The following is an 11037-nucleotide window of genomic DNA, read 5'->3' on the forward strand; positions in this document are numbered from 1 at the left end:
ACCGGCTCCGCCGGGCCGCTGGGTGCGCCCCCTCGAGGGGGTGCAGAGCCACACGAAGTGGGCAAGGCTGGGGGTGGTCTCTACTACTCGCCCAACAGCTCGCCGATGGGCTGCAGGTCTTCCACGTGATCACAGATGGCCTTGGCGACCATCATGATCGGGATGCCCAGCAGCAGCCCCCAGATGCCCCAGAGCCAGCCCCAGAAGATCACGCCGACGAAGACCGCCACCGGGTTCATGCGGCTCGTCCGGCTGGTGAGGAACGGCAGCAGCAGGTTGCCGACCAGCGTGTGGATCAGGAGCGAACTGCCGCCCACCAGCAGCGCCATCTGAACGCTGTTGAACTGCAGGAAAGCCACCAGCGCCGCCGTCGCCATCACGATGACCGAGCCGATGTAGGGAATCAGGTTCGTCACGCCGGCCACGATGCCCCAGACGGCGGCGCTTTCCAGGCCGATCGCCCAGAACGCCAACCCGGTCGCGACGCCGACGAGTGCACTGGTCAGGATCTGCACCAGCAGGTAGCGCTCGATGTGCTTCGTGATGTCGTCCAGCACGTACAACGTGATCTTTTTCTTCTGCAGGCTGGTGCCCGTGATCTTGACCAGCTTGCGGCGGAAGGTGTCGCCCGACCCGAGCGCGAAGAAGGTCAGGAAGGCGATCAGCGTGAGCTGCGCCGCCGCCGCGATCAGACCGACGGTGCCGCTCCAGAGGTAGTCCCTGACATTGAAGGCCGGCCGCTCGATGACCACGCGCGAGACGCCCTTGCGCGCTGCGACCTTGGCCGAGTTCTCCTCGGCCGCCTGCTCGATCTGCGTCGCGGCCTTCTGCACGGTGTCGAGGGTGCTCGGGTCCTTGACCCGGCCGTCGCCGCGGACCGCGAGCCGCAGCTTCTGCGCGGCGAGGGGCAGCGCATCGACGAGATCCTGCGCGCTGCCGGACAGCGAATAGCCGGTCCAGCCCATCGCACCGCCGAGGGCGAGCAGGATCACCGCCGAACCGATCCAGCGCGAGACCTTCCAGCGTTCGAGCAGGTCGACCAGCGGCGACAGGGCGTAGGTCAGCATCAGGCTCACCATCAGCGGGACGAACACCGCCGCCGCCCAGTGCAGCGCGAACACGCTTGCGAGCACCGCGAGCACCAGCAGCGACGCGCTGCGCACGTCCACCGGCATGTGCAGCAGCACGCGCTCGGGTGGGGCGGATTCATCGGGCGCCTCGCTCTTCGTGTCGGCGCTGTCGCTCATCGTGGCTCCTTCAGCACCTCGCGAACGGCTGGAAGCTGCCGGCGCGACACCACGATCGGCTCGGGAATGCCGTCGATCCGCAGGGCCCAGCCCTCCGCATCCTCTCCGTCGTCGTATTTCTCGAGGGCGCGGATCGCGGACCGCGCGACCAGCGCGTTGCGATGCACGCGCACGAAGCGCTTCGGATAGCGCTCTTCCAGATCGGAGAGCGAGCCATCGAAGATGTGGCTGCGCTGCGCCGTCCGCACGGTGAGGTATTTGAACTCGGACTTGAGGTAGAGCACCTCCGACAGCGGCACGCGCTCGGTGCGGCCGCGATCGAGGATCAGCAGCACGTCCTGCGGCTGCTGCGCGGCCGTCGGACGGCGCTCGTGCAGATGCCGCACGACCTTCTGCAGCGCCTGCTGGAGCCGCTCGACGCGCACCGGCTTCGTGAGGTAGTCGACCGCCTCGAGCTCGAAGGCCGTCACCGCATGCGCGGCGTAGGCCGTGACGAAGATCACCGCCGGCGCGTCCGGCCGGCTGCGCAGCGTGCGTGCGAGTTCGAGCCCGTCGACGCCGGGCATGTGGATGTCCAGAAGCACGAGGTCGAGCGGCTGCGTCGCCAGTTGCTCCAGCGCAGCCTCGCCGTTCGCGGCCTCCGCCACGAGATCGACGGCCGGCGATTGGCAGTCCGCCAGAAGGGTGCGCATCCGGGAGCGCGCCAGGGGTTCGTCATCGACGATCAAGGTGCGAAGAGGGGTCATGGTTCACCGGGAATGGCAATGCGTACGCGGTAGTGCTTCTGGTCCATGCCGGCGCTGAACTGCGCCCGCATGTCGTGCAGGAGATGCAGGCGGTCGCGCACGTTGCCGAGCGCGATGCCATGGCCGCGCGGCAGGGGCTCGTCGGCCCAGCGCAGCGGCGGCAGGCTGTTGATGACCTCGATCAGCACCATGCTGCCGCGGCGTTCGGTGCGGATGCGCAGCCTGGCGCCCTCGGGGCTCGGCTCTACGCCATGCTTGACTGCGTTTTCCACCAGCGGCTGCAGCAGCAGCGGCGGCAGCCGTGCGCTGTTGGCTTCCGGGTCGATGTCCCAGCGCACGCGAATCCGGTCGCCGAAGCGCACCTGCTCGATGGCGAGGTAGCGCTGCGCGAGCGCGATCTCGTCGGCCAGCGTGACCGATTCGCCGGGGTCCGCCAGCGCCTGCCGGAACAGCTCGCTCAGGTCCTCCAGCAGCGCTTCGGCCCTGGCCGGCTCGTGGCGCACCAGCGCAATCGCACTGTTGAGCGTGTTGAAGAGGAAGTGCGGTCGGATGCGCGACTGCAGCTCTTCCAGCCTCGCGGTGGTCGCCGCCGGTGTTCGCCCCCGCGCGCGCAGCACGAGCGCCGCGACGATGAGGCTCGCGAACAGCGCGCCCGCCAGGGCGCTCGCAACCCATGCCGAGGCCGCGATCACGCCGGTCAGGCGCAGGAGGCCGCACCCATAGAGCCCTGCCACCGCGCCGAGCAGCGCACCGGCTGCGTACTGGGCCCGCAGCGGCAGTCGGCCCAGAGGCTTCTTCAGGGCGCATCCGACCAGCAGCCAGAGCAGGGTCGCCGGCAGCGCGCCGCCGGTCACGGTGGCGGCCAGCAGCAGCCATTCGGACGGCGAGGCCGCCAGAAACAGCGTGGCGACCGCCACCACCACCTCGACAAAGAGCACCGCGCGCAGCACCACGCCGATCTGGCAGGCGTCGAACACCACCGAGCCCCCAGGCGCGGGTGCCGTGGCGGCCGGGACCGAAGCCGGCTTCGTCCTGGACGATGGCGAAGGGGTGGCCGATAAAATCGACGGGTTGCGCATCAATGAAACACTGGGTGACCAACCCATTATTGCCTCCCGGCCGCCTCCAATGACCCAAAACCAACTCGACAAGAAATCCGAAGCCTGGTCCGCCCTGTTCTCCGAACCCATGAGCGACCTGGTCAAGCGCTACACCGCCAGCGTGTTCTTCGACAAGCGGTTGTGGCAGGCCGACATCGAGGGCTCGCTGGCGCATGCAGGCATGTTGACAGCGCAGGGGGTCATCAGCGCGCAGGACCACGCCGCGATCGAAAGCGGGATGAAGCAGATTCGCGAGGAAATCGAATCCGGGCGCTTCGAGTGGAAGCTGGACCTGGAGGACGTGCACCTCAACATCGAGGCTCGCCTCACGCAGCTCGTGGGCGATGCCGGCAAACGCCTGCACACCGGCCGCAGCCGAAACGACCAGGTCGCGACCGACGTGCGCCTCTGGCTGCGCGGCGAGATCGACCTGATCGGCGGCCTGCTCGTGGACCTGCAGAAATCGCTGCTCGACCTCGCCGAGAAGAACGTCGAGGTGATCCTCCCCGGCTTCACGCACCTGCAGGTGGCGCAGCCGGTGAGCTTCGGCCACCACATGCTGGCCTACGTGGAGATGTTCGCGCGCGACGCAGAACGCATGGCCGACGTGCGCCGGCGCGTCAACCGCCTGCCGCTGGGCGCCGCCGCCCTGGCCGGCACCAGCTACCCGCTGGACCGCGAAGCCGTGGCCAAGGCGCTGGGCATGGAAGGCGTCTGCCAGAACAGCCTCGACGCGGTGAGCGACCGCGACTTTGCGATCGAATTCGCCTCGGCCGCCTCGCTGGCGATGGTGCACATCAGCCGCCTGAGCGAAGAGCTGGTGCTCTGGATGAGCCAGTCCTTCGGCTTCATCGACATCGCGGACCGCTTCTGCACCGGCAGTTCGATCATGCCGCAGAAGAAGAACCCTGACGTTCCCGAACTCGCGCGCGGCAAGACCGGCCGCGTGGTCGGCCACCTGATGGCGCTGATCACCCTCATGAAGGGCCAGCCGCTCGCCTACAACAAGGACAACCAGGAAGACAAGGAGCCCTTGTTCGACACCGTCGACACGCTCAAGGACACCCTGCGCATCTTCTCGGAGATGGTCGGCGGCATCACGGTCAAGCCCGAGGCCATGGAAGCCGCCGCCCTGCGCGGCTACGCGACGGCGACCGACCTGGCCGACTACCTGGTCAAGAAGGGCCTGCCCTTCCGCGACGCGCACGAAACCGTGGCGCACGCGGTTAAGGCTGCGATCTCGCACAAGGTCGACCTGTCGGAACTGCCGCTGACCGTGCTCAAGGGCTTCAACCCGACGATCGACAAGGATGTCTACGATGTCCTGTCGCTGCGCGGCTCGCTCACGGCGCGCAACATCCTGGGCGGCACCGCGCCCGCACAGGTCCACCAGCAGATCGCCCGGCATCGCGCCCGCCTCAAGTGAGCAATACGCCATAGGGCGGGGGAACACCATCCGTCGGAGGTGTTCCCAAATGTAAAAATGTAGTGCTAAAGTTTGGCACGATTTGCGCTTCCTTCGAAGCTGCAAACAAGCCAAGCCTATGGAAAAGCCCCGCTGCGTCGTTGTCATCCTGACCTTCAACTCCGCTTCGATCATTCGCGAAACGGTTGCACAGGCGAAGAAGGTGAGCCCTCACGTGTACGTGGTGGACTCTCACTCCTCGGACGGAACACCCACCATCCTCGAAGAGCTGGGCTGCACTGTCGTGCAGCGCCCGTTCTCCAATTACAGCGACCAGCGCAACTGGGCGATCTCGCAGATCGAACGGGACTACGACTGGCAGCTGCACCTCGATGCCGACGAAGTCCTCGACGATCGGGCGGTAGCCGAGATCGGCGCACTGCTTTCGGGAAAGCCCGGGTTCGATGCCTACCTGATCCGCCGCTGCGACTACTTCATGGGCAAGCGGCTGCGCTTCAGCGGCGTGAACCCGTGGCATCTGCGGCTGTTCCGCTCGGGCGTCGGGCGCTGCGAGGCACGGCTCTACGACCAGCATTTCATCAGCACCGCCAAGGCCGGCCGGCTGCGCGGCCTCATGCACGACAAGAACTCGGCCAAGCTCACCGACTGGATCGCCAGCCACAACCGCTGGAGCGACGCCGAGGCCAAGGAAAAGCTCGGCCCCCGGTCCGCATCCGACGGCGTGCTTCAGCCGAAGCTGATGGGCGACGCGCGCGAGCGCACGCGCTTCATCAAGGAGATCTACTACAAGCTGCCGACGGGCCTGCGCTCGCTCGGCTATTTCGTCTACCGGTACGTGTTCCGGCTCGGCTTCCTCGATGGGAAGACCGGCTTCTACTTCGCTTTCTTCCAGGCCCTGTGGTTCCGCATGCTGGTGGACGCGAAGATGTACGAGAAGCGCCTCCAGCAACCCCAGAATTGATCTACGGAGTGACCCAGGCCATGCGGCAATACAACGCCTCGAAGCGAATCCTCGTCACCGGCGGCGCCGGTTTCCTCGGCAGCCACCTGTGCGACCGCCTGCTGGAGCAGGGACACGACGTGCTGTGCGTGGACAACTTCTTCACCGGCACCAAGCGCAACGTCGAGCACCTGCACGGCCATCCGCGCTTCGAGCTGATGCGCCACGACGTGACCTTTCCGCTCTATGTGGAGGTCGACGAGATCTTCAACCTCGCCTGCCCCGCCTCGCCGATCCACTACCAGCACGATCCGGTGCAGACCACCAAGACCAGCGTGCATGGCGCGATCAACATGCTCGGCCTCGGCCAAGCGGGTGCGCGCCAAGATCCTGCAGGCCTCGACCAGCGAGGTCTACGGCGACCCCGAGATCCACCCGCAGGTCGAGGAATACTGGGGCCGCGTGAACCCGATCGGCATCCGAAGCTGCTACGACGAAGGCAAGCGATGTGCCGAGACGCTGTTCTTCGACTACCACCGCCAGCACAAGCTGCGCATCAAGGTGGTGCGCATCTTCAACACCTACGGTCCGCGCATGCACATGAACGACGGCCGCGTGGTGTCGAACTTCATCGTGCAGGCCCTGCGGGGCCAGGACATCACCCTCTACGGCGATGGCCAGCAGACCCGCAGCTTCTGTTACGTGGACGATCTCGTGGAAGCGATGCTGCGCATGATGGCCACCGGCGACGAAGTGCCCGGGCCGATCAACATCGGCAACCCGGGCGAGTTCTCGATGCTGGATCTGGCCAACAAGGTCATCGAACTGACCGGCTCCAGGAGCAAACTCGTGCGCATGCCGCTTCCGGCCGACGACCCGAAACAGCGCCGCCCCGACATCACGGTGGCGCAGAAGGAGCTCGGCGGCTGGGCGCCGCGCACGCAGCTCGACGAAGGGCTGAAGAAGACCATTGCATACTTCGACAAACTCCTGTCGGAACCCAGCGCAACCTGAATTCATGAATATCACGATCATCGGCACCGGCTACGTCGGCCTCGTCACCGGCACCTGCCTCGCGGACCTCGGCAACCACGTCTTCTGTCTGGACGTGGACGAACGCAAGATCGCCACGCTCAACGCGGGCGGCATTCCCATCTACGAGCCGGGTCTCGAAGACCTCGTGGCCTCGAACGTCGATGCCGGGCGGCTCGACTTCTCGACGGACGTCGAAGCCTCGGTCGCGCACGGCGACATCCAGTTCATCGCCGTCGGCACCCCGCCCGACGAGGACGGCAGCGCCGACATGCAGTACGTGCTGGCCGCGGCCCGCAACATCGGCCGGTACATGAACGGCTTCAAGGTCGTGGTCGACAAGTCCACGGTGCCGGTGGGCACGGCCGACCGCGTCCGGGCGGCGATCCAGGAAGAGCTCGACAAGCGCGGGCGCTCGGACCTGCGCTTCTCGGTGGTGAGCAATCCCGAGTTCCTCAAGGAAGGCGCCGCGGTCGAAGACTTCATGCGGCCGGACCGCATCGTCATCGGCTGTTCCGACGACGAGGACGGCCAGGAGGCGCTGGCGCAGATGCGCAAGCTCTACGCACCCTTCAACCGCAACCACGAGCGCACGCGCGTGATGGACGTGCGCTCGGCCGAGTTCACCAAGTACGCGGCCAACGCGATGCTCGCGACGCGCATCAGCTTCATGAACGAGCTGGCGAACCTCGCCGACCGCGTGGGCGCGGACATCGAGGCGGTACGCCAGGGCATCGGCTCCGACCCGCGCATCGGCTACAGCTTCCTGTACGCGGGCACGGGCTATGGCGGGAGCTGCTTCCCCAAGGACATCAAGGCGCTGAACCGCATCGCGCAGGAGTACGGCCAGCAACTCCGCGTGCTCGAAGCGGTCGAGGACGTCAACAACGACCAGAAGCACGCGCTGAGCAACAAGGTGCTGGCCCACTTCGGCTCCGATCTGAAAGGGCGCACGTTCGCGCTCTGGGGGCTGGCCTTCAAGCCGAACACCGACGACATGCGCGAGGCGCCCAGCCGCGTGGTGATCGACACCCTGGTGCGCGCCGGCGCGCGCGTGGTGGCGCACGACCCGATCGCGGTCGAGGAGACGCGCCGCGTATTGACTCTGGATTTCGCCGATGCGCCCGAACTGCTCGAGCGGATCAGCTACTGCGCGCCCAAGGACCCGATGAGCGCCCTGGACGGCGCGGACGCGCTGGTCATCGTCACCGAGTGGAAGGCCTATCGCAGCCCGAACCTGACGAGGCTCAAGGCGTTGATGAAGTCGCCGGTGATCTTCGACGGCCGCAATCTCTACGAGCCCGCCGCGATGCGCGAAGCCGGCATCGTCTACCAGGGCATCGGGCGCAACAGCCGCTGATGAGCGCCGTCCGCCTCGTTCTTTGCTCGCTCGCGCTGGCGACCGCGCTGGCGTCGCACGCCCAGAGTGCGTCAACCGATGCCGCGACGCAGCAGCAGACGCCGGCCTACGTTGCAGCCAGGGCCAAGTGGCAGAAGGAACTCAACGCCTTCGACGCGGCCGACAGGGAGCGGCTGCCAGCCGCCGGCGGCGTGCTGTTCGTCGGCAGCTCCACGATCCGGATGTGGCCCCATATCGCGCAGGACTTCCCGCAGCAACCGGTGGTCATCAACCGCGGCTTCGGCGGCTCGACGATGGAAGACGCGAGCCTTTTCGCGCGGGACCTCGTCGTGCGCTACAAGCCACGGCTCGTACTGGTGTATGCGGGCGACAACGATCTCGCCGAAAACCGCACGCCGATGCAGGTGCTCGAAAGCTTCGCGCGCTTTGCCAACACGGTGCGCGGCGAGCTGCCGGACACGCGCATCGCCTACATCTCGATCAAGCCCAGCCCGTCGCGCGAGAAGCTGACGGCGCAGATGCGCGAGGCCAACAACGCGATCGCCGCCTACCTGCGCCGCATGCCCAACACCGAATTCATCGACGTCTACACGCCAATGCTGGGCAACGACGGACGCCCGCGCCCCGAACTGTTCCGCGCGGACCAGCTCCACATGACCGACGAGGGCTATCGCCTCTGGCAGTCGGTGATCGCATCGCACCTCGCGGAACCGGCGACGCGCGTGGACGCCTCAGTCACGCAGGGGCTGCACTGACGGTCTCGGCGGCTTCTTCTTGCGCGCGTCCAGCCACTGGCTGACGCGCGCAACCGCATAAAGCCCCGAGAACACCACCGAGAGCAACAGCCCATCGCCCCACCAGGGCCTGGCGGTCTGGCTGTCGCCGTAGATCGCGAGGACCAGCAGCACCGCGACGAGGTGCGCACAGAACACCGGCAGCGAGGCGCGTCCCATCGCTTCGAGCCAGTGCAGGCGCGGAATGCGCCGCATGAACGCCGGCCCCCACTGGATCGCGACGATGCCGAGCACCACGAGATTCACCAGGCGCAGCGGACCGAGCTGCCACTTGTCGAACAGAAGGTTCAGCTCCACGTCGCCGCCGAAGGGCGCCTGGCCATGGATGCCGTGGTGCCGCCAATAAAGGCCGTAGAGCGCCAACCCCGCCGCGATCGCAAGCACCCATTTCGGGAACGTGAAAGGCCGCACATCGGGCGAGTTGCGACTGGCCCCCATCCATAGCCCTGCAAACCACAGGAGCTGCCAGGCGAAGGCGTTGAAGGCGCCCATCTCGTGGAACGGGACGTCGAGCCCGGTGAAGCGCACCACCAGCCCGTACAGCCATTCGCTCAACCCGAATTGCGCGAGCCCCCACAGCACCGCGCTGGCCATCATCAGGCCGGCCCAGCCGTGGCGCAGCGCGAACGCCAGCACCCAGGGGCTGATCAGCATGAAGAAGATGTACATCGGCAGGATGTCGAGCAGCGCCGGCTCGTAGATCAGCAACAGCGAATACAGGAATCCCTCGCGCGGGTTGGCGAGATAGAACGACAGCAGGTTCTTCACCGCCGGCTGGTCGATGCGCAGGCCCACCGCCGAGATGATCGTGAACAGGAACAGCAGCGTCGCGGCCTGGCTCAGGTAGACCTTGAGCGCCCGCCGCCAGAAGGCCCGCCGCATCGAATCCACGCCCTGGTTGTAGCTGATGCGGCTGTAGACCAGCCCGGACACGAAGGCCGACAGCAGCACGAAGCCTTCGGCCGCCGAAACGAAGCCGAAGGGCTGCCCGAGCGGGTCGGTGAGGCGCGTCGGCAGATGCGTGAGGGTCATCAGCAGGAGCATCAGCCCCCGCAGCGCATCGATTTCCCAGTAGCGTTTCATCGTCGGCATGCCAGCCGCGGGGGCCGCATGGTCAGGTCCTTGCGCCCAGCTAGGCCAGTTCGCGGATCGCGTCGATCACGGTGGCGCTGTAGTTGCTCCATGTGTAGCTGGCGGCATGCCGGATCGCCTGCTCCTTCATCGCCATGAGCGCCTGCCGGTTCTGGTTGAACCAGGCGAGCTTCTCGGCGATCTTCTCGGGCGAGCGGATCGGCACAAGGAACCCGGTCCTGTCCTCGATCACGAGGTCCTCCCCGCCGGTATTCGGCGTGATCACCAGCGGCAGGCCCTGGCTCATGGCCTCCTGCATCACGAGCGCACGGCCCTCGTACAGCGACGGCAGGCAGAAGACGTCGCAACTGTTCATGAGCTTGAGCACCTCGGCATGCGGCCTGCCCGGCTCGTAGGTGAAGCCGGCGTACTGGCGGCGGTAGAAGTCGAGCGATTCGAGCGGCCCGCCCATCACCACCAGCTCGATGTTCTCGCCGCCCAGCAGGTGCATCGCCCGCAGCAGATCGGCCAGGCCCTTGCGCTGCCCCATGGAGCCCGCGAACAGCACGCGCAGCGGCCGCGACGGGTCTTCCGCCGTACGCGACCAGGTGCCCGAAGAACTCGGCGAGCCGAAGGGCGACAGCACCCGGGCCTTGCCCGAGGCCCAATCCGGCAGCGAATCGGCGACGAACTTGCTCGGGACGACGACGAGATCCGCGAGCTCGAGCTCGTGCACCTTGCGCTCCAGCTTCGCGTCCGTGTCGCTCATGCCACCGCCGAGTGCGCCAACCCACTCGGGGAGGCGCTGCGCCTCTTCCTCCATCAGGCGGCGGCCCACTTCCCAGTAGGAGATCGGCAGGTCGTAGACGCAACGCATGCCGAGCGACTTCGCCTCCCTGAACGTGTCGAGCGCGGAATCCTCGTAGCTGTAGACGGCCTTCGCGCCTTGCTCGCGCCGAACACCCGGCAGCTTGCGAGCCACGAAGCGGTCGAAGTCCTGCAACACGCCGTCGATCGACGCGAAGCCCTCCTCGTGGCGCACCCAGTGGGTCCAGCCGAGCTTGCCGCAGATCATGCGCGCGAGCTCGCGCCAGGGATGCTGCAGGATCTTCTCGCCGGGAACATCGAAACGCCGCCGCAGCAGATCCTTGCCGAGCTTTTCCGGCGTCAGCTTGAGCAGCAGACTGCCTTCCCGTGCGGCGAAGGTGGTGGCGAAGCGCGCCAGCATGTCTGCCCGCTGCAGACCATCGAGCATGGCACGAACGTTCTGGTTGCCGGCAGGGTGGCTCAACAGCAGTTTCATATCGATCGATGATAGTGG

General features: G+C 66.7%; 9 protein-coding genes and 1 pseudogene. 5 read left to right on the forward strand and 5 right to left on the reverse strand.

The annotated features are described in order from the left end of the window. Positions 1-83: 83 nt before the first annotated feature. From ACQ858_RS16905 to ACQ858_RS16915, 3 genes are read right to left on the reverse strand one after another with little or no spacing between them, the layout of a single operon-like run. Positions 84-1247, reverse strand: coding sequence for an AI-2E family transporter (locus ACQ858_RS16905; protein ID WP_431273805.1), 1164 nt, complete (start codon positions 1245-1247; stop codon positions 84-86). After that, on the reverse strand, positions 1244-1993 hold the full coding sequence (locus ACQ858_RS16910) for a LytR/AlgR family response regulator transcription factor (RefSeq protein WP_431273806.1): 750 nt from the start codon (positions 1991-1993) through the stop codon (positions 1244-1246). The genes ACQ858_RS16905 and ACQ858_RS16910 overlap by 4 nt, the downstream gene beginning before the upstream one ends. Beyond that, the gene (locus tag ACQ858_RS16915) at positions 1990-3072 is read right to left on the reverse strand and encodes a sensor histidine kinase (RefSeq protein ID WP_431273807.1); all 1083 of its coding nucleotides are present in this window, start codon (positions 3070-3072) and stop codon (positions 1990-1992) included. Before ACQ858_RS16915 ends, ACQ858_RS16910 begins: the two co-directional genes overlap by 4 nt. A 49-nt stretch (positions 3073-3121) precedes the next feature. Here ACQ858_RS16915 and argH point away from each other — a divergent pair, with 49 nt between their 5' ends. The 5 genes and pseudogenes from argH (at position 3122) to ACQ858_RS16940 (ending at position 8606) form a co-directional block, all read left to right on the forward strand. Further along, positions 3122-4519, forward strand: a complete 1398-nt coding sequence (gene argH, locus ACQ858_RS16920; RefSeq protein ID WP_431273808.1) for an argininosuccinate lyase — start codon at positions 3122-3124, stop codon at positions 4517-4519. A 118-nt stretch (positions 4520-4637) separates the two neighbouring features. Continuing rightward, positions 4638-5480, forward strand: a complete 843-nt coding sequence (locus ACQ858_RS16925; RefSeq protein WP_431273809.1) for a glycosyltransferase family 2 protein — start codon at positions 4638-4640, stop codon at positions 5478-5480. 20 nt (positions 5481-5500) lie between these two features. Continuing rightward, a pseudogene (locus ACQ858_RS16930) lies at positions 5501-6473 on the forward strand (UDP-glucuronic acid decarboxylase family protein). Between the two features lie 4 nt (positions 6474-6477). Beyond that, the gene (locus tag ACQ858_RS16935) at positions 6478-7851 is read left to right on the forward strand and encodes a UDP-glucose dehydrogenase family protein (RefSeq protein WP_431273810.1); all 1374 of its coding nucleotides are present in this window, start codon (positions 6478-6480) and stop codon (positions 7849-7851) included. Next, positions 7851-8606 (forward strand): SGNH/GDSL hydrolase family protein, encoded by a 756-nt coding sequence (locus tag ACQ858_RS16940; protein ID WP_431273811.1) that lies wholly within the window; start codon positions 7851-7853, stop codon positions 8604-8606. The genes ACQ858_RS16935 and ACQ858_RS16940 overlap by 1 nt, the downstream gene beginning before the upstream one ends. Here the strand turns inward: ACQ858_RS16940 and opgC are convergent. Together opgC and ACQ858_RS16950 are read right to left on the reverse strand one after the other, a co-directional pair. Further along, entirely contained in the window at positions 8583-9728 is a 1146-nt protein-coding gene (gene opgC / locus ACQ858_RS16945; RefSeq protein WP_431273812.1) for an OpgC domain-containing protein, read from the reverse strand. The genes ACQ858_RS16940 and opgC overlap by 24 nt on opposite strands. A 49-nt stretch (positions 9729-9777) precedes the next feature. After that, positions 9778-11019 (reverse strand): glycosyltransferase family 4 protein, encoded by a 1242-nt coding sequence (locus ACQ858_RS16950; RefSeq protein WP_431273813.1) that lies wholly within the window; start codon positions 11017-11019, stop codon positions 9778-9780. Positions 11020-11037: the final 18 nt, after the last annotated feature.

The sequence above is a fragment of the Variovorax ureilyticus genome (assembly GCF_050632185.1).
In the GTDB taxonomy this organism is placed as follows: Bacteria; Pseudomonadota; Gammaproteobacteria; order Burkholderiales; family Burkholderiaceae_C; genus Variovorax; species Variovorax ureilyticus_A.

What these genes read in the sequence shown, in the direction of transcription:
- ACQ858_RS16935 (WP_431273810.1), top strand. Translation starts at nt 6,478, where the DNA reads ATGAATATCACGATCATCGGCACCGGCTACGTCGGCCTCGTCACCGGC.
- ACQ858_RS16905 (WP_431273805.1), bottom strand. Translation starts at nt 1,247, where the DNA reads ATGAGCGACAGCGCCGACACGAAGAGCGAGGCGCCCGATGAATCCGCC.
- ACQ858_RS16910 (WP_431273806.1), bottom strand. Translation starts at nt 1,993, where the DNA reads ATGACCCCTCTTCGCACCTTGATCGTCGATGACGAACCCCTGGCGCGC.
- ACQ858_RS16950 (WP_431273813.1), bottom strand. Translation starts at nt 11,019, where the DNA reads ATGAAACTGCTGTTGAGCCACCCTGCCGGCAACCAGAACGTTCGTGCC.
- argH (WP_431273808.1), top strand. Translation starts at nt 3,122, where the DNA reads ATGACCCAAAACCAACTCGACAAGAAATCCGAAGCCTGGTCCGCCCTG.
- ACQ858_RS16915 (WP_431273807.1), bottom strand. Translation starts at nt 3,072, where the DNA reads ATGCGCAACCCGTCGATTTTATCGGCCACCCCTTCGCCATCGTCCAGG.
- opgC (WP_431273812.1), bottom strand. Translation starts at nt 9,728, where the DNA reads ATGAAACGCTACTGGGAAATCGATGCGCTGCGGGGGCTGATGCTCCTG.
- ACQ858_RS16940 (WP_431273811.1), top strand. Translation starts at nt 7,851, where the DNA reads ATGAGCGCCGTCCGCCTCGTTCTTTGCTCGCTCGCGCTGGCGACCGCG.
- ACQ858_RS16925 (WP_431273809.1), top strand. Translation starts at nt 4,638, where the DNA reads ATGGAAAAGCCCCGCTGCGTCGTTGTCATCCTGACCTTCAACTCCGCT.